The sequence below is a fragment of the Microbacterium sp. NPDC086615 genome, from assembly GCF_040686055.1.
In the GTDB taxonomy this organism is placed as follows: Bacteria; Actinomycetota; Actinomycetes; order Actinomycetales; family Microbacteriaceae; genus Microbacterium.
Genome location: NZ_JBFBJJ010000013.1, coordinates 59954 through 83163 on the forward strand (window position 1 = coordinate 59954; position 23210 = coordinate 83163).

34 protein-coding genes are annotated in these 23210 nt (G+C 67.2%); 30 read left to right on the forward strand and 4 right to left on the reverse strand.

Annotation, left to right across the window (positions count from 1 at the left end; all coding sequences use genetic code 11):
- The 28 genes from rplB to AB0O24_RS13715 all read left to right on the forward strand — a co-directional run bounded on the left by rplB (window position 1) and on the right by AB0O24_RS13715 (window position 16088).
- Window positions 1-840: a 50S ribosomal protein L2 gene (rplB, locus tag AB0O24_RS13580; protein ID WP_013584012.1), complete on the forward strand. Its 840-nt coding sequence runs from the start codon at window positions 1-3 to the stop codon at window positions 838-840.
- Window positions 841-852: 12 nt separating this feature from the next.
- Window positions 853-1134 carry a 30S ribosomal protein S19 gene (gene rpsS / locus AB0O24_RS13585; RefSeq protein WP_013584011.1) on the forward strand — a complete coding sequence of 94 codons (282 nt, stop codon included), beginning with the start codon at window positions 853-855 and terminating at the stop codon, window positions 1132-1134.
- Between the two features lie 25 nt (window positions 1135-1159).
- Complete coding sequence (gene rplV, locus AB0O24_RS13590; RefSeq protein WP_013584010.1) at window positions 1160-1558, forward strand: 50S ribosomal protein L22; 399 nt, start codon at window positions 1160-1162, stop codon at window positions 1556-1558.
- Window positions 1558-2316, forward strand: coding sequence for a 30S ribosomal protein S3 (gene rpsC / locus AB0O24_RS13595; RefSeq protein WP_013584009.1), 759 nt, complete (start codon window positions 1558-1560; stop codon window positions 2314-2316). The genes rplV and rpsC overlap by 1 nt, the downstream gene beginning before the upstream one ends.
- On the forward strand, window positions 2316-2735 hold the full coding sequence (gene rplP / locus AB0O24_RS13600) for a 50S ribosomal protein L16 (protein WP_013584008.1): 420 nt from the start codon (window positions 2316-2318) through the stop codon (window positions 2733-2735). The genes rpsC and rplP overlap by 1 nt, the downstream gene beginning before the upstream one ends.
- Window positions 2735-3046, forward strand: coding sequence for a 50S ribosomal protein L29 (rpmC, locus tag AB0O24_RS13605; protein ID WP_013584007.1), 312 nt, complete (start codon window positions 2735-2737; stop codon window positions 3044-3046). Before rplP ends, rpmC begins: the two co-directional genes overlap by 1 nt.
- Window positions 3046-3372 (forward strand): 30S ribosomal protein S17, encoded by a 327-nt coding sequence (gene rpsQ, locus AB0O24_RS13610; protein ID WP_058596244.1) that lies wholly within the window; start codon window positions 3046-3048, stop codon window positions 3370-3372. The genes rpmC and rpsQ overlap by 1 nt, the downstream gene beginning before the upstream one ends.
- 34 nt (window positions 3373-3406) lie before the next feature.
- The gene (rplN, locus tag AB0O24_RS13615; RefSeq protein ID WP_013584005.1) at window positions 3407-3775 is read left to right on the forward strand and encodes a 50S ribosomal protein L14; all 369 of its coding nucleotides are present in this window, start codon (window positions 3407-3409) and stop codon (window positions 3773-3775) included.
- A gap of 2 nt (window positions 3776-3777) precedes the next feature.
- The gene (rplX, locus tag AB0O24_RS13620; RefSeq protein ID WP_058596243.1) at window positions 3778-4137 is read left to right on the forward strand and encodes a 50S ribosomal protein L24; all 360 of its coding nucleotides are present in this window, start codon (window positions 3778-3780) and stop codon (window positions 4135-4137) included.
- A gap of 2 nt (window positions 4138-4139) precedes the next feature.
- Complete coding sequence (rplE, locus tag AB0O24_RS13625) at window positions 4140-4730, forward strand: 50S ribosomal protein L5 (protein WP_058614733.1); 591 nt, start codon at window positions 4140-4142, stop codon at window positions 4728-4730.
- Between the two features lie 92 nt (window positions 4731-4822).
- Window positions 4823-5221 (forward strand): 30S ribosomal protein S8, encoded by a 399-nt coding sequence (rpsH, locus tag AB0O24_RS13630; protein WP_058596241.1) that lies wholly within the window; start codon window positions 4823-4825, stop codon window positions 5219-5221.
- A 6-nt stretch (window positions 5222-5227) separates the two neighbouring features.
- Window positions 5228-5764 carry a 50S ribosomal protein L6 gene (gene rplF, locus AB0O24_RS13635; RefSeq protein WP_058596240.1) on the forward strand — a complete coding sequence of 179 codons (537 nt, stop codon included), beginning with the start codon at window positions 5228-5230 and terminating at the stop codon, window positions 5762-5764.
- Between the two features lie 2 nt (window positions 5765-5766).
- Window positions 5767-6126: a 50S ribosomal protein L18 gene (gene rplR, locus AB0O24_RS13640; RefSeq protein WP_058596239.1), complete on the forward strand. Its 360-nt coding sequence runs from the start codon at window positions 5767-5769 to the stop codon at window positions 6124-6126.
- A 20-nt stretch (window positions 6127-6146) separates the two neighbouring features.
- On the forward strand, window positions 6147-6803 hold the full coding sequence (gene rpsE / locus AB0O24_RS13645) for a 30S ribosomal protein S5 (protein ID WP_231848142.1): 657 nt from the start codon (window positions 6147-6149) through the stop codon (window positions 6801-6803).
- Window positions 6803-6988 carry a 50S ribosomal protein L30 gene (gene rpmD / locus AB0O24_RS13650; RefSeq protein WP_013583998.1) on the forward strand — a complete coding sequence of 62 codons (186 nt, stop codon included), beginning with the start codon at window positions 6803-6805 and terminating at the stop codon, window positions 6986-6988. Before rpsE ends, rpmD begins: the two co-directional genes overlap by 1 nt.
- On the forward strand, window positions 6988-7521 hold the full coding sequence (gene rplO / locus AB0O24_RS13655) for a 50S ribosomal protein L15 (RefSeq protein ID WP_275799826.1): 534 nt from the start codon (window positions 6988-6990) through the stop codon (window positions 7519-7521). The genes rpmD and rplO overlap by 1 nt, the downstream gene beginning before the upstream one ends.
- Before the next feature lie 109 nt (window positions 7522-7630).
- Window positions 7631-8953: a preprotein translocase subunit SecY gene (gene secY / locus AB0O24_RS13660; protein WP_275799828.1), complete on the forward strand. Its 1323-nt coding sequence runs from the start codon at window positions 7631-7633 to the stop codon at window positions 8951-8953.
- Window positions 8950-9546, forward strand: coding sequence for an adenylate kinase (locus AB0O24_RS13665; protein WP_275799831.1), 597 nt, complete (start codon window positions 8950-8952; stop codon window positions 9544-9546). Before secY ends, AB0O24_RS13665 begins: the two co-directional genes overlap by 4 nt.
- 2 nt (window positions 9547-9548) lie before the next feature.
- On the forward strand, window positions 9549-10388 hold the full coding sequence (gene map / locus AB0O24_RS13670; protein WP_275799832.1) for a type I methionyl aminopeptidase: 840 nt from the start codon (window positions 9549-9551) through the stop codon (window positions 10386-10388).
- Window positions 10388-11092, forward strand: a complete 705-nt coding sequence (locus AB0O24_RS13675) for a thioredoxin domain-containing protein (protein WP_275799833.1) — start codon at window positions 10388-10390, stop codon at window positions 11090-11092. Before map ends, AB0O24_RS13675 begins: the two co-directional genes overlap by 1 nt.
- Window positions 11093-11233: 141 nt before the next feature.
- Entirely contained in the window at window positions 11234-11455 is a 222-nt protein-coding gene (gene infA, locus AB0O24_RS13680) for a translation initiation factor IF-1 (protein WP_013583992.1), read from the forward strand.
- A 61-nt stretch (window positions 11456-11516) separates the two neighbouring features.
- Window positions 11517-11633: a 50S ribosomal protein L36 gene (rpmJ, locus tag AB0O24_RS13685; RefSeq protein ID WP_005050492.1), complete on the forward strand. Its 117-nt coding sequence runs from the start codon at window positions 11517-11519 to the stop codon at window positions 11631-11633.
- Window positions 11634-11812: 179 nt separating this feature from the next.
- Complete coding sequence (gene rpsM / locus AB0O24_RS13690) at window positions 11813-12187, forward strand: 30S ribosomal protein S13 (protein WP_058623963.1); 375 nt, start codon at window positions 11813-11815, stop codon at window positions 12185-12187.
- 36 nt (window positions 12188-12223) lie between these two features.
- Window positions 12224-12622: a 30S ribosomal protein S11 gene (gene rpsK / locus AB0O24_RS13695; RefSeq protein WP_013583990.1), complete on the forward strand. Its 399-nt coding sequence runs from the start codon at window positions 12224-12226 to the stop codon at window positions 12620-12622.
- Window positions 12623-12800: 178 nt separating this feature from the next.
- Window positions 12801-13790 (forward strand): DNA-directed RNA polymerase subunit alpha, encoded by a 990-nt coding sequence (locus AB0O24_RS13700; protein WP_013583989.1) that lies wholly within the window; start codon window positions 12801-12803, stop codon window positions 13788-13790.
- A gap of 43 nt (window positions 13791-13833) precedes the next feature.
- Entirely contained in the window at window positions 13834-14394 is a 561-nt protein-coding gene (gene rplQ / locus AB0O24_RS13705) for a 50S ribosomal protein L17 (RefSeq protein ID WP_363375587.1), read from the forward strand.
- A gap of 78 nt (window positions 14395-14472) precedes the next feature.
- Complete coding sequence (truA, locus tag AB0O24_RS13710) at window positions 14473-15330, forward strand: tRNA pseudouridine(38-40) synthase TruA (protein WP_363375590.1); 858 nt, start codon at window positions 14473-14475, stop codon at window positions 15328-15330.
- A gap of 65 nt (window positions 15331-15395) precedes the next feature.
- Window positions 15396-16088 carry an endonuclease/exonuclease/phosphatase family protein gene (locus AB0O24_RS13715; protein WP_363375593.1) on the forward strand — a complete coding sequence of 231 codons (693 nt, stop codon included), beginning with the start codon at window positions 15396-15398 and terminating at the stop codon, window positions 16086-16088.
- A 74-nt stretch (window positions 16089-16162) separates the two neighbouring features.
- Here the strand turns inward: AB0O24_RS13715 and AB0O24_RS13720 are convergent, their stop codons facing one another.
- Together AB0O24_RS13720 and AB0O24_RS13725 are read right to left on the reverse strand one after the other, a co-directional pair.
- Window positions 16163-16735, reverse strand: coding sequence for a hypothetical protein (locus AB0O24_RS13720; protein ID WP_363375595.1), 573 nt, complete (start codon window positions 16733-16735; stop codon window positions 16163-16165).
- 203 nt (window positions 16736-16938) lie between these two features.
- Window positions 16939-18705 (reverse strand): DUF4012 domain-containing protein, encoded by a 1767-nt coding sequence (locus AB0O24_RS13725; protein ID WP_363375598.1) that lies wholly within the window; start codon window positions 18703-18705, stop codon window positions 16939-16941.
- An 87-nt stretch (window positions 18706-18792) separates the two neighbouring features.
- Here AB0O24_RS13725 and AB0O24_RS13730 point away from each other — a divergent pair, with 87 nt between their 5' ends.
- Window positions 18793-19419 (forward strand): hypothetical protein, encoded by a 627-nt coding sequence (locus AB0O24_RS13730; protein ID WP_363375600.1) that lies wholly within the window; start codon window positions 18793-18795, stop codon window positions 19417-19419.
- 1 nt (window position 19420) lies between these two features.
- On the opposite strand, the gene AB0O24_RS13735 is transcribed toward AB0O24_RS13730, so the two are convergent.
- Together AB0O24_RS13735 and AB0O24_RS13740 are read right to left on the reverse strand one after the other, a co-directional pair.
- Window positions 19421-20539 carry a hypothetical protein gene (locus tag AB0O24_RS13735; protein WP_363375603.1) on the reverse strand — a complete coding sequence of 373 codons (1119 nt, stop codon included), beginning with the start codon at window positions 20537-20539 and terminating at the stop codon, window positions 19421-19423.
- Complete coding sequence (locus AB0O24_RS13740) at window positions 20536-22203, reverse strand: ATP-binding protein (protein ID WP_081318599.1); 1668 nt, start codon at window positions 22201-22203, stop codon at window positions 20536-20538. The genes AB0O24_RS13735 and AB0O24_RS13740 overlap by 4 nt, the downstream gene beginning before the upstream one ends.
- 174 nt (window positions 22204-22377) lie before the next feature.
- On the opposite strand from AB0O24_RS13740, the gene AB0O24_RS13745 reads away from it, so the two are divergent.
- Entirely contained in the window at window positions 22378-23178 is an 801-nt protein-coding gene (locus AB0O24_RS13745) for a fructose 1,6-bisphosphatase (protein WP_275800978.1), read from the forward strand.
- The last annotated feature ends 32 nt before the right edge of the window (window positions 23179-23210 follow it).

Below are 23210 nucleotides of genomic sequence, written 5' to 3' on the forward strand. Positions count from 1 at the left end.
ATGGCTATTCGCAAGTACAAGCCCACGACCCCCGGTCGCCGCGGCTCGTCGGTGGCCGACTTCGCCGAGATCACCCGATCGACGCCTGAGAAGTCGCTGCTGCGCCCGCTGTCGAAGACCGGTGGCCGCAACAACCAGGGCCGCATCACCACGCGTCACATCGGTGGTGGCCACAAGCGTCAGTACCGTCTGATCGACTTCCGTCGTAACGACAAGGACGGCATCGACGCCAAGGTCGCGCACATCGAGTACGACCCCAACCGCACCGCGCGCATCGCCCTGCTGCACTACGCAGACGGCGAGAAGCGCTACATCCTCGCTCCGGCGAAGCTGTCGCAGGGTGACGTCGTCGAGTCGGGTGCCGGCGCTGACATCAAGCCCGGCAACAACCTGCCGCTGCGTAACATCCCCACGGGTACCGTGATCCACGCGATCGAGCTCCGTCCCGGTGGCGGTGCGAAGATGGCCCGTTCGGCCGGCGCCTCGGTGCGTCTGGTCGCCAAGGACGGCCCGTACGCGCAGCTGCGTCTGCCCTCCGGCGAGATCCGCAACGTCGACGTGCGCTGCCGCGCGACGATCGGCGAGGTCGGCAACGCCGAGCAGTCGAACATCAACTGGGGCAAGGCCGGCCGCATGCGTTGGAAGGGCGTCCGCCCGACCGTGCGTGGTGTCGCCATGAACCCGGTCGACCACCCGCACGGTGGTGGTGAGGGTAAGACCTCCGGTGGTCGTCACCCTGTTTCGCCGTGGGGCAAGGCCGAGGGCCGCACCCGTCACGCGAACAAGGAGAGCGACAAGCTCATCGTCCGCCGTCGTACCGCCGGCAAGAAGCGCAAGTAGGAGTAGAGGAAGATGCCTCGCAGCCTTAAGAAGGGCCCCTTCGTCGACGAGCACCTGCTTCGCAAGGTCGTCTCGCAGAACGAAGCCGGTTCGAAGAACGTCATCAAGACCTGGTCGCGCCGTTCGATGATCATCCCCGCCATGCTGGGACACACCATCGCCGTGCACGACGGTCGCAAGCACATCCCCGTGTTCGTGACCGAGACCATGGTCGGCCACAAGCTGGGCGAGTTCTCGCCCACCCGCACCTTCCGCGGCCACGTGAAGGACGACAAGAAGGGCCGCCGCCGCTGACGCGGGGGCGCAAGAGGAGAGAGAAATGGTGGAGTCCATCGCACGCGTGCGACACATCCGCGTGACCCCTCAGAAGGCTCGTCGTGTCGTCGCTCTCATCAAGGGCAAGCAGGCCGAAGAGGCCCTTGCCATCCTGAAGTTCGCGCCCCAGGGCGCGAGCGAGCCGATCTACAAGCTCGTCGCCTCGGCCATCGCGAACGCTCGCGTCACGGCCGACAAGACGAACGAGTACCTGGATGACGCTGACCTGTACGTGAAGAACGCGTACGTCGACGAGGGCACGACGCTGAAGCGTTTCCAGCCCCGCGCTCAGGGTCGCGCCTTCCAGATCAAGAAGCGCACGAGCCACATCACGGTCGTGCTCGCGACGCCCGAGACCGCTGAGGCGGCCCCGGCTCGCGCCAACAAGAAGGCGAGCAAGTAATGGGACAGAAGGTCAACCCGTACGGCTTCCGCCTCGGCATCACCACCGACCACGTGTCGCGGTGGTTCTCGGACTCGACGAAGGCCGGTCAGCGCTACGCCGACTACCTCGCCGAGGACATCAAGATCCGTCGCCTGCTGACCACGTCGCTCGACCGCGCCGGTGTCAGCAACATCGAGATCGAGCGCACGCGTGACCGCGTCCGCGTCGACATCCACACCGCCCGTCCGGGCATCGTGATCGGTCGCCGCGGCGCCGAGGCCGAGCGCATCCGCGCCGACCTCGAGAAGCTCACCGGCAAGCAGATCCAGCTGAACATCCTCGAGGTCAAGAACCCCGAGGCCGACGCTCAGCTGGTCGCGCAGGGTGTGGCTGAGCAGCTCACCGCTCGCGTGGCGTTCCGCCGCGCGATGCGCAAGGGCCTGCAGGGCGCACAGCGCGCCGGCGCCAAGGGTGTCCGCATCCAGGTGTCGGGCCGCCTCGGCGGCGCCGAGATGAGCCGTTCCGAGTTCTACCGCGAAGGCCGGGTGCCCCTGCACACGCTCCGCGCGAACATCGACTACGGCTTCTACGAGGCCAAGACGACCTTCGGCCGCATCGGCGTGAAGGTCTGGATCTACAAGGGCGACCTCACCAACAAGGAGCTCGCCCGCGAGCAGGCCAACGCGCCCAAGTCGCGCGGTCGTGACGACCGCGGTGGCGACCGTCGTCGTGGCCCGCGCAACGAGGCCCCCGTGGCAGAAGGAGCGTCGGCGTAATGCTCATCCCCCGCAAGGTCAAGTACCGCAAGCAGCACCACCCCGGCCGTTCGGGCCAGGCCACCGGTGGCACCACGGTGTCGTTCGGTGAGTTCGGGATCCAGGCGCTCACCCCCGCTTACGTGACCAACCGTCAGATCGAGTCCGCTCGTATCGCCATGACGCGTCACATCAAGCGTGGTGGAAAGGTGTGGATCAACATCTACCCCGACCGTCCGCTCACCAAGAAGCCGGCCGAAACCCGCATGGGTTCCGGTAAGGGCTCGCCCGAGTGGTGGGTTGCGAACGTCAAGCCGGGTCGCGTCCTCTTCGAGGTCGCCGGTGTCAACGAGGAACTCGCTCGTGAAGCACTGACCCGTGCCATCCACAAGCTGCCCCTGAAGGCACGCATCATCAAGCGCGAGGAGGGCGACGCGTAATGGCGATCGGCACCAAGCAGCTCGCCCCGAGCGAGCTCGACACGTTCGAAGACCAGCGCCTCGTCGAGGAGCTGCGCAAGGCCAAGGAAGAGCTGTTCAACCTGCGCTTCCAGTCGGCCACCGGCCAGCTCGAGAGCCACGGCCGCATCCGTGCAGTCAAGCGCGACATCGCGCGTCTGTACACGGTGATCCGTGAGCGCGAGCTCGGCATCCGCGCCACCCCGGCTCCGGTCGAGGCGACGAAGGCGAAGAAGAGCAAGGCGAAGAAGGCGGATGCCGCTGACGACGCCGCGAAGGAAGAGGCGGAGTAATGGCTACCGCGAAGAAGGCCGAGGCGCAGGTCGCCGGTCACGAGCACGCCGAACACGATGTCCGTGACGAGAACGCCCGCGGTTACCGCAAGGCGCGTCGTGGCTACGTCGTCAGCGACAAGATGGACAAGACGATCGTCGTCGAGGTCGAGGACCGCGTGAAGCACCCGCTCTACGGCAAGGTCATCCGTCGCACCTCGAAGGTCAAGGCGCACGACGAGACCAACTCGGCGGGCATCGGCGACCTCGTCGTCATCAACGAGACCCGTCCGCTCAGCGCCACCAAGCGCTGGCGTCTGGTCGAGATCCTCGAGAAGGCCAAGTAAGCCTCGCGGCTTGCTTGGAACCCAAGGAGTAAAAGTGATTCAGAACGAATCCCGGCTGAAGGTCGCCGACAACACCGGCGCCAAGGAGCTGCTCACCATCCGCGTGCTCGGCGGCTCCAACCGTCGCTACGCCGGCCTGGGTGACGTCATCGTCGCCACGGTCAAGGACGCGATCCCGGGTGGAAACGTCAAGAAGGGCGACGTGGTCAAGGCCGTCGTCGTCCGCGTCGTCAAGCAGACCCGCCGTCCCGACGGCTCGTACATCAAGTTCGACGAGAACGCCGCCGTGATCCTGAAGAACGACGGGGAGCCCCGCGGCACCCGCATCTTCGGACCGGTCGGTCGTGAGCTTCGTGACAAGAAGTTCATGAAGATCGTCTCGCTCGCCCCGGAGGTCATCTGATCATGGCGAAAATCAAGAAGGGTGACCTCGTCCAGGTCATCTCGGGCGCCAAGCCCGAGCGCGGCGGCGACCGCGGCAAGCAGGGCAAGGTCCTCGAGGTCCTTCCCGAGCAGAACCGCGTCATCGTCGAGGGCGTGAACTACGTCACCAAGCACAACCGCGTGGGCCAGTCCCAGCGCGGCACCAAGACCGGTGGCATCGAGACGTTCGAGGCCCCGATCCACATCTCCAACGTCGCGATCGTCGACCCCTCGACCAAGAAGCCGACCCGCGTCGGCCACCGGGTCGAGGAGCAGGTCAAGGACGGCGTCAAGCGCACCGTCCGCGTGCGCTTCGCGAAGAAGTCAGGCAAGGACCTCTGAACATGAGCACCGTGACTGCCGCGGAGACTGGCAAGATCCAGCCCCGCCTCAAGCAGAAGTACAACGCCGAGATCAAGAAGGCGCTGCAGGACGAGTTCGGCTACGAGAACGTCATGCAGATCCCCGGCCTGGTCAAGGTCGTCGTGAACACCGGTGTCGGCGAGGCCGCTCGTGACAGCAAGGTGATCGATGGTGCGGTCGACGACCTCACCAAGATCACCGGTCAGAAGCCGGTCGTCACCAAGGCCCGCAAGTCGATCGCCCAGTTCAAGCTGCGCGAAGGCCAGGCCATCGGCGCGCACGTCACCCTCCGCGGTGACCGCGCGTGGGAGTTCGTCGACCGCCTCGTCAACCTCGCTCTGCCGCGCATCCGCGACTTCCGCGGCCTGTCGCCCAAGCAGTTCGACGGCAACGGCAACTACACCTTCGGTCTCCAGGAGCAGTCCGTGTTCCACGAGATCGACCAGGACCGCATCGACCGTGTCCGTGGTTTCGACATCACGATCGTCACCACGGCCAAGACCGACGACGAGGGCCGTTCGCTGCTGCGCCAGCTCGGCTTCCCGTTCCAGTCGGCCGACGCTCAGGCCTGACCCCTTGGGCCCCCGGGTTTCCGGGGGCCCATCATCGAAGGTCGCCTGTCGTGTAACGGCAGGCGAAACCTCATGAACGAAAGAAGCAACACATGACGATGACAGACCCGGTCGCAGACATGCTGACCCGTCTGCGCAACGCGAACTCGGCGCACCACGACTCCGTGTCGATGCCGAGCTCGAAGCTCAAGACCAACATCGCCGAAATCCTCAAGCAGGAGGGTTACATCGCCGACTGGAACGTCGAAGACGCCCGTGTCGGCCAGACCCTCAACATGACGCTGAAGTACGGCCCGAACCGCGAGCGGTCCATCGCCGGCATCAAGCGCGTCTCGAAGCCCGGCCTCCGCGTGTACGCGAAGTCGACCGAGGTCCCCACGGTCCTCGGCGGGCTCGGCGTCGCCATCCTGTCCACCTCCTCCGGTCTCCTCACCGACCGTCAGGCCGAGCAGAAGGGCGTCGGCGGGGAAGTCCTCGCCTACGTGTGGTGATCTGACATGTCGCGTATCGGACGTCTTCCCATCGACATCCCCGCCGGAGTCACCGTCACGGTGAACGGCCGGGAGGTCTCCGTCAAGGGCCCCAAGGGCGAGCTCGCGCTCACCGTTGCGCAGCCCCTCGAGGTGTCGGTCGAGGAGAACCAGGTTCTCGTCACCCGCCCCGACGACGAGCGCGAGTCGCGGTCGCTCCACGGCCTGACCCGCACGCTCATCAACAACAACATCATCGGTGTCACCCAGGGCTACACCAAGGGCCTCGAGGTCGTCGGCACGGGTTACCGCGTGGCGCAGAAGGGCAGCTCGGTCGAGTTCGCCCTCGGCTTCTCGCACCCCGTGCTCATCGACCCGCCCGCCGGGATCACCCTCACGGTCGAAGGCAACAACAAGCTCACCGTGAGCGGCATCGACAAGCAGGCCGTCGGCGAGGCCGCCGCCAACATCCGCAAGATCCGCAAGCCCGAGCCCTACAAGGGCAAGGGTGTGCGCTACGCGGGCGAGGTCGTCCGCCGCAAGGCCGGAAAGGCTGGTAAGTAAGCATGGCTGTGCAGTCGAAGTCTGTTGCTCGCGCACGTCGCCACGCGCGCCTTCGCAAGAAGGTCGTTGGCACCGAGCTGCGCCCCCGTCTGGTCGTGACGCGTTCGGCGCGCCACGTGTTCGTCCAGGTCGTGGACGACAGCAAGGGCCACACCGTGGCCTCCGCCTCCACCCTCGAGACCGACCTGCGCGGCTTCGACGGTGACAAGACCGCCAAGGCCCGCAAGGTCGGCGAGCTCGTCGCCGAGCGTGCGAAGGCCGTCGGCGTGTCCGACGTCGTGTTCGACCGTGGCGGGAACCGGTACGCCGGTCGTGTCGCCGCGATCGCCGACGGTGCCCGCGAAGGAGGGCTGAACCTGTGAGTGACAACAAGGAGACCGAAGTGACCGAGCAGACTGCACCGGCTGAGGGTGCGGCTGCGGCCACGGCCCCTGCCGAGCGTGAGCGCGAGCCGCGTCGCGGTGGTCGCGAGCGCAACACCAACCAGCGCGACCGTGGTTCGCGCGACCGCAACGAGAGCCAGTTCCTCGAGCGCGTCGTGACGATCAACCGCGTGTCGAAGGTGGTCAAGGGTGGTCGCCGCTTCAGCTTCACGGCGCTCGTCGTCGTGGGCGATGGCAACGGCGTCGTGGGTGTCGGTTACGGCAAGGCCCGCGAAGTCCCCCTCGCCATCTCGAAGGGTGTCGAAGAGGCCAAGCGCAACTTCTTCCGCGTTCCGCGCTCGGGCTCGACCATCCCGCACCCCGTCCAGGGTGAGGCCGCTGCCGGTGTGGTGCTCCTGCGCCCCGCCGCCGCCGGTACCGGTGTTATCGCCGGTGGTCCCGTCCGTGCCGTCCTCGAGTGCGCCGGCATTCACGATGTCCTCTCGAAGTCGCTCGGCTCGTCGAACACGATCAACATCGTGCACGCGACCGTCGAAGCGCTGAAGTCGCTCGAGGAGCCCCGCGCCGTGGCCGCTCGCCGTGGCCTGGAGTTCGACCAGGTCGCCCCGGCCCGCCTCGTGCGCGCCGAGGCCGCCGCTCAGAAGGTAGGTGCCTGATGGCCGAGCGTCTGAAGGTCACGCAGATCAAGTCCAAGGTGAGCGAGAAGCAGAACCAGCGTGACACGCTGCGCTCGCTCGGTCTCAAGCGGATCGGCGACTCGGTCGTCCGTCCCGACGACGCGCAGACGCGCGGTTACGTCAAGACCGTCGCCCACCTCGTCAAGGTTGAGGAGATCGACTAATGGCTGCCAAGAAGGACGAGACCGCCACGGTCGACGCCCCGAAGAAGGCCTCGGCCCGTAAGACGGCTGAGAAGAAGGAAGCCCCCGCGGCCCGCCCCGGCGTGCTGAAGGTCCACCACCTGCGTCCCGTCCCGGGTGCCCGTACCGCCAAGACCCGTGTGGGTCGCGGTGAGGGCTCGAAGGGTAAGACGGCCGGTCGCGGTACCAAGGGAACCAAGGCCCGTTACCAGGTCAAGGTCGGCTTCGAGGGTGGGCAGATGCCGTTGCACATGCGCACCCCCAAGCTCCGCGGCTTCAAGAACCCGTTCCGCGTCGAGTACCAGGTCGTGAACCTGGAGAAGCTCGGCGAGCTCTACCCGCAGGGTGGCGACGTGACCGTCGCCGACCTGGTGGCCAAGGGCGCCGTGCGCAAGAACGAGAAGGTCAAGGTGCTCGGCACCGGCGACATCTCGGTCGCGCTGACCGTCTCGGTCGACAAGGTCTCCGGCTCCGCAGAGCAGAAGATCGTCGCCGCGGGCGGCACCGTCAACTGACGCCCGAACCCCGGAGGGGCCGGCGGCCTTACGGCCGTCGGCCCCTTCTGGGTTAGTCTGATTTGGTGTGCGCCTGCGGCGCGCCGAGATCGTTCTGGAGGAATCCCCTTTGTTCAGCGCCATCGCGCGGGTTTTCCGCACGCCCGACCTGAGGCGCAAGATCGCCTTCACGTTGGGGATCATCGCCATCTACCGGCTCGGTGCTCATGTCCCGTCGCCGTTCGTCGACTTCCCCAACGTTCAGCAGTGTTTGAGCGACTCCGGAAGCACCGAAGGTCTGCTGTCGCTGGTCAACCTCTTCTCCGGTGGCGCCCTGCTGCAGCTGTCGATCTTCGCGCTCGGTGTCATGCCGTACATCACGGCCACGATCATCGTGCAGCTGCTGCGCGTCGTCATCCCGCACTTCGAGACCCTCTACAAGGAGGGCCAGGCGGGTCAGGCGAAGCTGACGCAGTACACGCGCTACCTGACCATCGCTCTCGCGCTGCTGCAGTCGACGACCCTGGTCACCGTGGCGCGTTCCGGGCAGCTCTTCGGCACTGCCGGCATCCCGGAGTGCCAGCAGCTCCTGACGAACGACGTCTGGTGGGCTCAGCTGCTGATGATCATCACGCTCACCGCCGGTACGGGCCTCGTCATGTGGTTCGCCGAGCTGGTCACCGAGCGTGGCGTCGGCAACGGCATGTCCATCCTCATCTTCACGTCGATCGCCGCCACCTTCCCGGCCGCGATGATGTCGATCCTCAACTCGCGCGGTGTCGAGGTCTTCCTCCTCGTCCTGGCCGTCGGCATCCTGGTCGTCGCGCTCGTCGTCTTCGTCGAGCAGTCCCAGCGCCGCATCCCGGTGCAGTACGCCAAGCGCATGGTCGGCCGCCGCACCTACGGCGGCACCAACACCTACATCCCGATCAAGGTGAACATGGCCGGTGTGGTGCCGGTGATCTTCGCGTCGTCGCTGCTGTACATCCCGGCCCTCATCGCGCAGTTCAACCAGCCTCAGGCGGGTCAGGAGCCGGCCCCGTGGGTCACCTGGATCTCGCAGTACCTCACGCGCGGTGACCACCCGCTGTACATGCTCATCTACTTCCTGCTGATCGTCGGTTTCACGTACTTCTACGTCGCCATCACGTTCAACCCCGTCGATGTCGCCGACAACATGAAGAAGTACGGCGGGTTCATCCCCGGCATCCGCGCGGGACGCCCGACCGCCGAGTATCTCGACTACGTACTGACGCGCATCACGCTCCCCGGCTCGATCTACCTCGGTCTGATCGCGCTCCTGCCGCTCGTGGCCCTCGCCACGGTCGGCGCGAACCAGAACTTCCCCTTCGGCGGCGCTTCGATCCTCATCATCGTGGGTGTCGGTCTCGAGACGGTGAAGCAAATCGACGCGCAGCTCCAGCAGCGCCACTACGAAGGGCTCCTCCGATGACGGCTCGTCTGTTGATCGTCGGCCCGCAGGGTTCGGGCAAGGGGACGCAGGGCGTCCGCATCGCGGAGGCGTTCGGCATCCCCGTCGTCTCGACCGGCGACGTGTTCCGTGCAAATGTGGCCGCAGGCACCGACCTCGGCAAACAAGTCACCTCGATCATCGACGCCGGTGACCTCGTCCCCGACGAGCTGACCAGTGCGGTCGTGCGTGACCGGCTGTCGCAGCCGGACGCGGGGGAGGGGTTCCTCCTCGACGGTTACCCGCGCAACCTCGCGCAGGTCATGCACCTCGATGAGTTCCTCGGCGGACGCGACGAGGCCCTCGACGCCGTCATCGCACTCGTGGTTCCCCGTGACGAGTCTCTGGCGCGTCTCACCGCGCGCGCCGCTGAGCAGGGCCGCGCCGACGACACGGCCGAGGCGATCGAGACCCGCCTGAACATCTACGAGCGCGAGACCGCCCCGATCCTCGGGGTCTACGGGACGCGAGGGATCGTCGACGAGATCGACGGTGTCGGCGGGCTCGACGAGGTCACGGGCCGGATCTTCGCGGCGCTTGACGCGCGCGGTCTCCGCCGTCGTTCGGCTGACTGACAGTGGTCTTCCGCTCCTCGATCTACAAGAAGCCCGCTCAGTTGCGCGCCATGGTGGAGCCCGGGCTGATCACCGCCGCCGCGCTCGACGCCGTGCGTGCGCTGATCGCTCCGGGTGTCACCACGCTCGAGCTCGACGCGGCCGCCGCCCGGGTCATCGCCGAGCGTGGTGCCGAGTCGAACTTTCAGATGGTGCGCGGCTACCGGCACACCATCTGCGCCTCGGTAAACGAGCAGGTGGTCCACGGCATCCCCAGCGAACGACCCCTGCGGGCGGGCGACATCCTGTCGATCGATGCGGGGGCGCAGTTCCGCGGCTGGAACGGCGACTCGGCCTTCACAGTCATCGTGCCGGGCGAGGCGCCCGAAGATGTCGTCGCTCCGCGGCGCCGCCTGTCGGAAGTCACCGAAGGTTCGCTTTGGGCGGGCATCGCGGCACTCAGCCGTGCCTCCCACCTGGCCGAGGTCGGGGCTGCCATCGAGGCGTACATCGACGACAACGCGCCGGAGGGCGGCTACGGCATCCTGCGCGACTACGTCGGGCACGGGATCGGGCGCAAGATGCACGAATCGCCGAGCGTCTTCAACTACGCCGTGGCCGACAAGGGCCCGGAGGTGCGCCCCGGACTCGCCGTGGCGATCGAGCCGATGGTGGTCATCGGCGATCAGGCCACCGAGGTCGAGGACGACGGGTGGACCGTGTCGACGATCGACGGCACAGCCGGCTCCCATTGGGAACATAGCGTCGCCGTGCACGATGGGGGCATCTGGGTTCTCACCGCGCCCGACGGTGGTGCAGAAAAGCTGGCGCCCTTCGGTGTGGTGCCGAAGGAGATCGATTGATGATGATGGCTGCGGCACGCAAGGCCACGAACTGGTTCGCGATCGGTATCACGGCTGCAGCGGTGGTGATCGTCCTCGTCGTGGGCGGTGTCGTGTGGTTCGCCAACAGCCAGGCGACCTCGCCCGGCACCCTTCCGCAGTCCTCGGCGGTCAACACGGACACGGGGGCGATCTCGGTGGGCTCCGGTTCGAAGACCGTGGACACCTACGTCGACTTCATGTGCCCCATCTGCAACTCGTTCGAGCAGTCGTACGGACCGACGCTCCAGCAGCTCGTCGACGACGGCACGATCACGCTGAACATCCACCCGATCTCGATCCTCGATCGGTCATCGCAGGGGACCCAGTACTCGACGCGCTCTGCCAGCGCGGCCTACTGTGTCGCTGTCGACGACCCCGCGAACATCCCCGCTTTCGTCAAGGCGATGTACGCGCAGCAGCCCGCGGAGGGCACCTCCGGCTTGGACGACGCCACGATCGCATCGATCGCGACGAGCGCGGGTGCATCGGATGCCGTGACCTCCTGCATCAACGACGGCACATACGAGAAGTACGTGACGGCCATGACCCGTCAGACCCCGATCCAGTCGGGCGCGAGTGGTGTCTCCACTCCCACCATCGTCGTGAACGGGACGCTCCTCACCAACAAGACCGACCTGACCGGTGACCCGCAGAAGGACATCGTCGCCCGTCTGAACGGCTGACGACACTCCCGGCGAGTTGCCGGGTCGAGCATTACCACGTATGCTTGATCTTTGGTGCGTTGCGCCTTCATTGGCGTGTCGAAGCACCGAACCCCCATCCACCGCAGACCGGCCGGTCTGCAACTGAGCGTGAGCGAGTTTATGGCGAAGAAAGACGGTGTCATCGAGATCGAGGGCACGGTGTCCGAGGCACTGCCCAACGCGATGTTCCGTGTCGAGCTGACGAACGGGCACAAAGTGCTCGCGACCATCTCGGGCAAGATGCGGCAGAACTACATCCGCATCATCCCCGAGGACCGTGTCGTCGTCGAACTGAGCCCGTACGACCTCACTCGCGGTCGTATCGTCTACCGCTACCGCTGAGTCCGGCCGAGAAGTAACGAACCGCACCTCGCGGCTTCGAAGACAGCGAAACAGGAACATCATGAAGGTCAACCCCTCCGTCAAGCCCATCTGCGATCACTGCAAGGTGATCCGCCGCCACGGGCGCGTGATGGTGATCTGCAAGAGCAACCCGCGCCACAAGCAGCGCCAGGGCTGAGCTTCCAGCTCGACGTCGTTCCACTCGACGTCATCTCCAACTGAATACACACCGGCAGGATCAGATCCGCCTCTCGGACGCTTCGATAATCTCAGCGGCCGAGTGGCGGGGACACCTCGGGGCGGAGGCCCGAGCACCGATCCTGCTCCACACCTCCAGCACACTCTGAGGAGAGCCGCATGGCACGTCTTGCCGGCGTCGACATCCCGCGCGATAAGCGCGTGGTGATCGCACTTACGTACATCTACGGCGTGGGCCGCACCCGCTCCGTCGAGATCCTGAACGCGACCGGCATCAGCCAGGACATCCGCGTCAAGGACCTCACCGACGACCAGCTGGTCGCGCTGCGCGACCACATCGAAGGCACCTACAAGGTGGAGGGTGACCTCCGTCGCGAGGTCGCCGCCGACATCCGCCGCAAGGTCGAGATCGGTTCCTACGAGGGCCTGCGCCACCGCCGCGGCCTCCCCGTGCGCGGTCAGCGCACGAAGACGAACGCGCGTACCCGCAAGGGTCCCAAGCGCACCGTCGCCGGCAAGAAGAAGGCGCGCTAAGCCGCGGGCTGAGCGTCAGGATTCAGGAGAACGCACATGGCACAGGCCAAGTCCGCCGCGCGCAAGCCGCGCCGCAAAGAGAAGAAGAACATCGCCGTGGGTCAGGCCCACATCAAGTCGACGTTCAACAACACGATCGTTTCGATCACCGACCCCTCGGGCGCCGTCATCAGCTGGGCTTCGTCCGGCGGTGTCGGATTCAAGGGTTCGCGCAAGTCGACGCCGTACGCCGCCGGCATGGCCGCCGAGTCGGCCGCCCGCCAGGCGCAGGAGCACGGCGTCAAGAAGGTCGACGTCTTCGTGAAGGGTCCGGGTTCGGGTCGTGAGACCGCGATCCGTTCGCTCACCGCGGCCGGCCTCGAGGTCGGCTCGATCCAGGACGTGACGCCGCAGGCCCATAACGGCTGCCGTCCGCCCAAGCGTCGCCGCGTCTGACGCGTCCGTTCCCGGGGAGAGTTCTTCGCTCCCCGGGAACGCCGCGCTCACGCGCGATTCAGACTTCCGGATGCCGGGACCCGCGGTCGCGGTCCTCACGGCATCCCGCGAGTACAACTCAACACCTCACCCCACTACACGTGTCATATAGCGGGCACGTGATCGAAAGGAACACATAGTGCTCATCGCACAGCGTCCCACTCTGACCGAGGAGAAGGTCGGGGAGTTCCGCAGTCGTTTCGTCATCGAGCCCCTCGAGCCCGGCTTCGGTTACACCATCGGCAACGCCCTGCGTCGCAGCCTGCTGTCGTCGATCCCCGGCGCGGCCGTCACGAGCATCCGCATCGACGGCGTCCTGCACGAGTTCAGCACGATCCCGGGCGTGAAGGAAGACGTCACCGAGATCATCCTGAACATCAAGCAGCTCGTCGTCTCGAGCGAGCGTGACGAGCCCATCACCGCGTACCTGCGCAAGACCGGCTCCGGCGAGGTCACGGCCGCGGACATCTCGGCTCCGGCCGGGGTGGAGGTGCACAACCCCGATCTGGTCATCGCGACCCTGAACGACACGGCGAAGTTCGAGCTCGAGCTCACCATCGAGCGCGGCCGCGGCTACGTCTCGGCCACGCAGAACCGCAACGAGTACGCCGAGGCGGGTCAGATCCCGATCGACTCGATCTACTCGCCCGTTCTCAAGGTCAGCTACCGCGTCGAGGCGACCCGTGCCGGCGAGCGCACGGACTTCGACAAGCTCGTCCTCGACGTCGAGTCGAAGCCTTCGATCGCTCCGCGCGACGCCGTTGCTTCGGCCGGGCGCACGCTCACCGAGCTGTTCGGCCTGGCCCGCGAGCTGAACGTCGAGGCCGAGGGCATCGAGATCGGCCCAGCGCCGGTCGAGACCGTTCTCTCGAACGAGCTGTCGATGCCGATCGAGGACCTCGATCTGTCGGTCCGTTCGTACAACTGCCTCAAGCGCGAGGGCATCAACACGGTGTCCGAGCTGGTCGCCCTCTCGGAGACCCAGCTGATGAACATCCGCAACTTCGGTCAGAAGTCGGTCGACGAGGTGCGCGACAAGCTCGTCTCGCTCGGCCTCTCGCTCAAGGACTCGGTGCCCGGCTTCGACGGTGCCCAGTTCTTCGGCGGCTACGACGAAGAGACCGTCTGACCCCGTCAGACCCGACCGAACCTTCCTACTGGAGTAACACGAAATGCCTAAGCCCACGAAGGGTCCCCGCCTCGGAGGCGGCCCGGCCCACGAGCGTCTGCTTCTCGCGAACCTTGCCGCAGCGCTGTACACGCACAAGTCCATCAAGACGACCGAGACGAAGGCCAAGCGCCTCCGCCCGCTCGCTGAGCGCCTCATCACCTTCGCCAAGCGTGGCGACCTGCACGCGCGTCGTCGCGTGCTGAGCGTGATCGGCGACAAGGAAGTCGTGCACACCCTGTTCACCGAGATCGCGCCGCTGGTGGCCGAGCGTGACGGCGGATACACCCGCATCACCAAGGTCGGCAACCGCAAGGGTGACAACGCCCCCATGGCTGTCATCGAGCTCGTCCTCGAGCCCGTGACCAAGAAGCCCTCGTCGTCGAAGGCCGCCGCGATTCCTGCTGCTGCCGCCCCGGCCGAGGAGACCGCCGCCGAGGAGACCGTCGTCGACGAGACCCCCGCTGCCGACGAGTCGGCTGAGGCCGGCGCCGAGTCGCAGGACGAGGGTGCCGCTGCCGAGGCTGCCGCCGAGGACGCCGTCGCGGACGACACCAAGGCCTGAGCTCCGCTCGCCCACGAAGCCCTCACCCCACCGGGGTGAGGGCTTCGTCGTGTTTCCGGGTCGACGTAGGCTGGAGGGGTGCGTCTTCGACTCGACATTTCCTACGACGGAACGCACTTCCGGGGGTGGGCCCGACAACCGGGCTTGCGCACCGTGCAGGGAACCCTCGAGGATGCCCTCGCGAGAATTCTGGGCGGTGACCCCCGTCTGGTTGTCGCGGGGAGGACGGATGCCGGCGTGCACGCGTCCGGGCAGGTCGCGCACCTGGATCTCGACGACGATCAACAGGCGAGATTGCCGCGCCGTCGCCGTCAAGGCGACGAGGACGACGCCGTAGCCGCCCTCGCAGGCCGTGTGCGCGGCGTCCTGGGCGCGTACCCCGACGTCACCGTGCACCGCACCACTCTCGCCCCGGAGGGCTTCGACGCGCGCTTCTCGGCGGTGTGGCGGCGATACACGTATCGGGTCGCGGACGCGAACTCGGGATACGACCCTCTGGAACGCCTGCACACGACCACGGTCAAGGCTCGCCTCGACGTGGAGACCATGCACGCCGCCGCGCAACGTCTCATCGGCCTGCACGACTTCGCGGCGTACTGCAAGGCTCGTGAAGAGGCCACGACGATCCGCACCCTGCTGGAGTACGACTGGAGTCGCCGGGAGGACGGCATCCTGGTCGCGAACGTGCGCGCGGACGCGTTCTGCCACAGCATGGTCCGTGCGCTCGTGGGCGCGTGCGTGGCCGTGGGGGAGGGGCGCCTCGACGTGGAGGACGTGGTCCGCATCCGCGATGACGGGCGCCGGACCCCCGATACCAAGGTGCTGGCCGCCCGAGGGCTGGTGCTCGCTGAGGTGGGCTACCCCGCCGACGATCTGCTGGCCTCTCGCGCCGAGCAGACGCGAAACCGGAGGGATGCAGACGACATCGGCGCGTGAATCGTCCAAGAGTGCATCCGCAACCCCCGTTGCGCGGGAGAGTACGGCTCTAGGCTGGTGCCGTCATGAAGGTCATCTCGTACAACCTCCGCAAGCACCGCGCCGCCGGTGAGCTGTCGAAGCTCGTCGACGAGCACGCGGTCGACGTGTTGTGTCTTCAAGAGTGCGACACACGAGACATTCCCCCCGAGATCTCAGGCCTTCGGCTCGCCGAGGCGACCCAGCGCAATCGCCTCGGACTGGCGGTCTACTATCGCGAGAACACCTTCCGGGCTGTGGAGGTGCGTGCCATCGCGCTGAAGAAGTCGCTGCACGACTACGTTCTGAAGCCTGCAGAGGAACGCATGCTGGGTGTGCGTCTGCGCGACATCGACGACGGCCGCGAGGTCATCGTCGCATCGTTCCACGCAGCCCCGCTGACCGCTCTGAACTCCCTGCGGCGGCACCAGATCCGCACCGCCCTCAACGAACTGCAGAACCTCGGGCCGGGGCTTCCCGCTCTCATGGTCGGCGACTACAATTACCCGGTGTTCAAGGAGAACCTGGGACAGAAGGTGCGCGACCAGGGGTACGAGCTCACCTTGAGTGATGCACGGACGTACACGCGGTATCGATTCTTTCGCGGGCACTACGACTTCGCCACCTCGGTCGGTTTCGACATCGCCCACATCCGCACGCTGCCGCAGGGGCTGAGCGATCACCTGCCGATCCTCATCACCGCCGAGGTGTCGACGTCGCACACGCCCGCCGGTTCGTGAGCGACGAGTTCCGGCTGGCGGAACGCGAAAGGTGGGATCGCCCGAAGGGGCGATCCCACCTTTTCTTTCGTGTGTCAGCCTTGGGCGGCCGTCTGGCGGCGACGGCGCACGACCGCTCCGACACCCACTGCGGCACCCGTGGCGACGAGCGCGCCACCCGCGATCCACAGGCCGGCGGTGGCACCGCCGTCGATGCCGGTCTTGGCCAGCCCCGCCGATGCAGGCGGAGTCGTCGGGGTCGGGCTCGCCTTGACGACGAGCACCTGGGCGTGCAGCACGGTGCCGCTCGTCGCGCCCGTGAACGTCAGGTTGTACGTGCCGGTCGCACTGGAGGGGAACGTGATCCGGACGTTGAGCTTTCCGGCGTTCGCGCTGGTGTGCAGACTCGAGTTCGTCTCGACCGCGGTCTTCACCACGCCGAGCGTCGCGCCCGAGGCGCTTTCGCCGGTGATGGAGATCAGCACGTCTTCGTTGCCCGTGAACGGGGTGCCGGGCGTGGTGAAGGTCGAGGACTCGCCCGGAGCGATCGTGCTCGGCGTCACGACGACGGCGGACGGATCGACGTAAGCGTTGGCGGCGGTCGGCGCCAACAACACGGCTGCGGCCAGCGAGACCGCAGCGGCAGCGCGGAGGATCGTGTTCTTCATGGTGGGTCCCATCTCGGTGGCACGGTGGCCGGGTGGAAGTCGAAGAGCGATCCGCTCGACCTCTGCCGGTGAGGATCGCCCCAGACGGCAGTCTCTCGAAGGACGTGATCGGGGTGCCGTCTTATCGCGGCGGATTCACGAGGGAAGGCCGTGGACTTCACCAGGGCGGGCGGGGGTGCCCGTGGTGACTCGTCCTTCCGTGATCAGCTCGACCCGCAGCCGGCGGCTCCGTGCCCGATAGACGGACTCGAGATCGTCGGTGTCACAACGGCAGCGAGATGCGGCGTCCACGACGCGGAGACCCGTACGTCGAGATGCGCTTGTTCGCCGGGAGCCAGCTGAACGGACCACTTCAGAACGGGGCGTCCCTCTAAGGTTCCCCCGGCGAAGCCCGGCGGTATGCCGTCCGACGTCGAAGCGTATCCCTCGAGCCTTCCCTCGACGGGCAGAACGACGTACACGCCCGTGAGCGCCTCGCCGACCGGCACTCCGTACTCGCCGCCTCCCGTCACATATGAGGGGAGGGAGGCCGGATCCGGGGCGTCGTTGCGCAGCGTGACGCTCAACACCGCCGAGCCCTGTCCGCACCACGCGACGTCGACGCTCGGGTGCAGGTAGGAGTCCATCTTCGAGCCCGTGCCGTCGTTGAGGTAGACCCCGAACGTGGTCTGATCCGTGGCGTCATGCGGCAGCGTGCCCTGCAGCGTCGTTCCGTCGAGGACCGCCTGCTCGTCGGCATCCGCGCTCCAGAGCATCAGTCGGCCCTCGGAGCCCGCTTCGCTCAGGGCGGCGAGAAGGAGCTCGGGATCGGCGCGTCCCTCGGCGAGAGCCGAGAAGACGGCCGCGGTCGCCGCGCGGAAGAACTCGTCCTGACGAGCGGGATCGGGGTATCGCCGGTAGACCTCCTGCAGCAGCAGCGGCACGGCATTGTCGGACGTGAGCTGATCGCCGGTCGGCAACGTGACCGGACCCGTCGCCTTCAGGACGTAGCCGAGGGCGACGGGGTCGAGGGTGACGACGCCGTCGACGGTCCGCCCGCGCAGGCGTTGCCACATCTCGCGGGCGATCGGTGCGCCGAGGGTGAAGTCTGGTACCTGCGTGACGTTCTGGATGTAGCGCGCCGGTCGGGTGTCGAAGAGATCCCGAACCTCGCCGGGGAGATCGACCACCGGCTCGGTTTCGATCGGGAAGTCGGACGTCGACGCCTGGTCGACGAGCGCGAAGCGCCCGTCCTGCGTGTCGACCTGCGCGACCGCGCCGACGATGCCGCCGAGCGAGCGCCATTCCGCGTTGTTCTGGAACAGGACGAGGTAGGACCGCTGTCCGTCGGCGCCCAGCATGCGCGGAAGCAGCAGGGTTGCTCGATGAAGAGCGTCCGACGCTGTCGCGGCGCTGCCGACGAGCTCTCGTGCGCGCGTGACGCCGTCTCGAAGCGGGCCGAGCAGGGGCGCCGTGTCGACGCTGGACAGTTCGTCCGCCGCGGCGCGAAGGTGCGTCGCGGCGGCCCCGGCCTCGGGCTCGAGCGACGCGATGACGGCCGTGTCGAACGCACCCTCCCGGGGGCGGAGGGCGTCCCCGGAGAGAGCGGATGCCGCGGACGAGAGCGGTGCGAGACCCTCGGAGACGGCGGTGTCCAGCGCCGCGGAGGACACGGCGAGAGCCCTGAGCTGCGGCCCGATCCACGGAAGCAGTTCCGCCCACGACCACACGGGGTCGCTCGTCAGGGCGTGGGCGGCGGAGGTGTCGTGTTGAGCGGCATCGAGTGCCGCCGCGATGGTCGGAGGGTCGTCCCAGTTGGCCTCGGCGGTCTGGAGCGTTTGGCGCGCAGACGCGAGGTGAGCGACGGCCAAGCCCCCGCGCACACCGACCCACGCCGTCGCGAAGAGCCCGACGACGAGAACGGCCCCGAGGCTCCAGGCGAAGACGCGTTCTGCCCGAGCCGCCGGCCGACGATCATGAGTACCGATCACCCACGAACAATAGGACGCCCTCGAGCGGGCGTCAGAGGCCCGGGTGGTGCGCCTCACCCTAGAATTGACCCCGACGGGGGAGGGCGCATGCGGAACCGGGCGCGTGGTGGTCGTGTCGTGCTGGGCACGGTCGGTGTGGCGATGACGTTCGCCGTCGCCGGGTGCGGAGCGCCGCCGTGGGCGCAGGGCGGCAACGCCGCGTCAGCGTCTCCGTCGCCGACGCAGGTCTCCACGCCGGCGCCCCAGCCGGTGTCCAACGACCTCTCCAGCGGCTCAACGCAGAAGACCGTCACGGCCGGGGCCGTCTCGGCGACGGTGAACTACTGGTCCACGCTGTCGATGGACAAGTGGACCCCGACCGCGTTGAAGCCGGTGAGCCTGTCGATGGTCACGACGGTGACGCCGGACGACGGCCAGAAGGTCTACCTGCAACGCGCGACGATGACCGCGGTCCCGGGGAACGAGACCCAGTCCTTCGCGCCGCTCGCCGCGCAGACCGACCAGTCGAACGCACCCGGCTACCTCGTGCTCTCGCCCTACAGCTATTCGCAGACGTTCAACGTCGGCGAGGTCCCCGCCGACGCCACATTTGTCACCCTGCAATTCACCTACGAGTACCTCGTGCAGGCGACGCCCACGTCGGACGAGTACGCTAAGCAGACGGCCAGCGACACGCTCACCGTGGCGATCGCGGGCGGGGGATCCGCCGGCTGATTCAGAGCCGCACGCGTTCCCACCGGTCTCCGCCGAGACGCTGAGCCGTCGACGCCGCCGTGTCCGCCTGCTCGACGAGCGCATCGAAGTCGTAACCTGCGGCTTCCGCGGGTACCCACCCGACGCTGGCCGAGAGCTGGACGGCGATCCACGACGTGGCATCCATCTCGGTGAATCGGCGGAGCACCGTTCGCACGTACTCTCGGACCACGGTGTCGGGGCGCGCCACGACGACCACGAGATGACCGCTCGCCCTGCGTCCGATGTCGGCTTCGGCGGGAAACACCTCGGTGATGAGCGACTCGAACGCCGAGATGATGTGCGCCCAGTTGTTGTCGCCCGCCGCACTGCGCAGGTGAGCCGGATCGTCCACCTGGATCGAGAGCGCCACCCAGCCGGGCTCGGCTGCATCGCCCGCACGTCGCAGACGATCGGATGCCGTGACGGCGAACTGCGGCCACGCGGTCGCCGTGAGCGAGTACCCGGGGGAGACCGACGTGAAATAGAGCAGGCTGACGGTCGCGCACACGAGGTAGATGAGCATCGCGAGCCCGTTCAGCAGGCGCGGAAGCTGGAGGTCACCGATCGCTGCCGGAGCCGCGATCGCCGAGACCACGCTCGCCAGGGCGAGGACGACGAACCCAGCCGAGACGACGAGGAGAGGGAGCATGAGACGCTCGCGTCCGTCGGGGGAGCGCCTCAACTCGAGGATCGTCAGCCCCGCGAACACGGCGGCGGCGAGGAACGCCAGACGGAACACGAGGCCGTATGCGGCGGCATCCTGTGCGAAAAGGAAAAGCACGGCCGAGCACACTCCCTGCAGCGCACCCACCCACGGCAGGGCCCGCCCGCCCCGCCGCGCCCGGAAGCCCGACCAGATGAGCGCCGGCGCGCCGAGCATCAACCCCAGCCCCACACGGCGGAGTGACTCGTCGCCGACCGCGACGCCGACGACCGATGTCCAGGTGCTGCTCATCGCGAGCAGGAATGCCAGGGACCAGAGCAAGGCCGCGCGGGAAGGGCGGGGGAGGAAACCCAGGCTGACGATCATGATCGACGCGAGGGTGGTGACCGTCGCCTGCGCGAGGCTGAGATTCGCGAGGGTCTCGACGGCCGTCACTCCTCGCGATCCTTCAGCGGGATCGGGAGGACGACCGTCACCGTGGTGCCGGATCCGAGTTCGCTTTCCAGTGACACGGTGCCTCCGTTCTCTTCGACGATCCCTCGGACGATCCCCATCCCCAGGCCCGTCCCCGGCGTCGAACTGTCCCGGGCCGCGCGTGAGCGGAAATAGGGGTCGAAGATTCGCGGCAGGTCTTCGGCCGGGATGCCGATCCCCGTGTCGGCGAATCGCAGGACGACGCTCTCGTCGCCGACCTCCGCGGAGAGGCGCACCGTGCCGCCGCCCGGGGTGTACTTGATCGCGTTGCTCAGGATGTTGTCGAAAGCCTGCCGGAGCCGGAACGCATCGCCGACCACTTCGGCGGTGTCGGGAAGATCGTCGATGATGCTGACTCGGCGCGACGCGGCGGCCGGGCGGAAGGATTCCAGCGACGACGCGATGATGCGCATGGCATCCGCGGTCTTCGGCGTGTCCTTCTCGCGGAAGACACCTCGCGAGTTCGCCAGGATCTCGGAGATCAACTTCTGCATTCGTTCCCCGGCGCCGGCGATGACCTCGAGTTGCTCCCGCACCTTCGGCGAGAGATCAGGGTCGTCGAGAGCCAGATCGGCGTGGCCGATGATCGCGGTCAGCGGGTTGCGCAACTCGTGCGACACCGTCGCGGCCAGTCGTTCGCGTGCGCGCTCGGCTTCGATGAGAGCGGTGATGTCGTGGACGATCAGAAGCGTGCTCTCCGGCTCGTCGGACGAGACGAGGCGTCGGGTGGAAGCGGACAGGGCGTGCCACGCTCCGTCTGCGTCGAACAGCCAGACCCGCTCGTCGTCGAACTGCTCGCCTCGAGCTGCGCGAGCGAACGGGCGCTCCGACTCGCTCAGCGGCTCGCCGCGCAGGGTCGCGTACTCCACGGCGCTGCCGGGGCGCTGCGGCTCGTCGCGATCGATGCCGTACAACGACAGGTAGGTGTCGTTGAGGGCGAGGACCTCGCCGTCCGCCGACATGCGCGCAATGCCCGTGTCGAGCCCGTTGAGCACCTGCGAGACGCGCCTCTCCTGACCCGTCACGCGTTGCAGGGTGCCCTGCAATCGACTGGCTTGGCGTCGCAAGAGCTGTTTGAACGCGCGGGTCTGCCTCGACGAGAGATAGGCCGTGATTCCGATGAACGTCAGTGACAGGAGGACGACGATGAGCCGGAGAGCGGTGGCCGGTCCGGACCCGTTCGCGGCGGCGTCGACCACGATGATGACGCCGACGGTCGCGAGAGTCGAGATCAACAGGGTCACGGCGAAATGGGTCGCGATCCACGTGATGGGGAACACCCAGAAGAACCCGAAACGCAGATCCGTGCCGAAGCTCAGCAGCCCGATGCCGATGATGTCGCCGAACGGGATGATGGCCACCGCGCTTCGCGGGAGGCGGTGCCAGGGGACGATGATGGCGACCGCGGTCAGGGCGATGACGACGCCGACGCCCGTCGAGAACGTCCAGACGGCGAAGAGGGACGGCTCCAGCGCCTGAGTGAGCAGCACGGTGATCACCACGCTGGCTCCGAGAACGAGCTGCAGGAGCCAGACGGAACGCGTCCTACTGCTGGGAGTGGACCCCTCGTCGAGCTCCAGCGCCCGGATCGGTGCTGCCGATCCGACGCTCCTTCCCGCTGACATGTCTTCGAGTGTATCGACGGTGGTGTAGTCTTCTGCGCGCCATCCTGTCTCTGCTCGCCGTTTGTGCCCACCGGGGCACGTCGTCCGGTCAGACTCCCCCTGAGGCCTGCATCCCGCAGTGTGATGGTCGTTTATCGACCTTTGCGCGCCAGCGCCCTCCCTCAGGAGACACCCGTGACCTCGACCTCTCGCCGACGCGCTCTGCGCGTGCTCGCGATCACTTCCGCGCTCGTCGTCGGACCGATCACCCTCAGTGGGTGCACTCAGGTCATCGACGCGTTCAACGCCTTCCAGGGCCACTCGTCGACGAATCAGTCGGTGGTCGTGCCGACGACCGCCCCGCAAGCGGCGTCGACCAGCATGCCGTTCGACTCGCGCTTCACCTACGACGGCTCGGTGACCCTGTCGTCCGAGGTTGAAGATGGTCTGGAGCTCCGGCTGGACGTCTGGGCCGTGGACCCCAAGCGCACGATGGAGTGGACACCCACCAACGAGAAGCAGCTCGGCTTCGCGGTCAACGTCTACGATCACCGCGTCGATGAGAAGGCCGTGCTGACGCAGAAGCGCCGCGTCTACCTCTCCTCGGTCTCGATCACGTCGCAGACCGCCCAGACCGGGGGACAGGTGTCGAACCCGTTCCAGTTCAGCGCCGATCCGCGCACCCTCGTGCCGTCGGACACGCTTCGATCCGACCGCGGACTGCTCCTCAACAGCTTCCAGGGCGGGCTGCTGGTGCCCACCACCTCGATCCGCCAACTACCGAACGACACGTACGGGATCACTCTCGAGTTCGCGCTGAGCGTCGCGGTCGAGGGAACGGCCAACACGGACGCGTCGTTCAGCCAGCAGACCGTCTACCAATACCTCCCCATCGCGATCTATCCCGTCGACAGCACCCAGACGACGCCGCAGAGCACCACCACCGACACCAACGGACGCGCGCCCGGATGGGGTCAGACGACCGATCAGGGCTGACCCGGCCTCGACGCTCGTTCGGCACGGCGCCC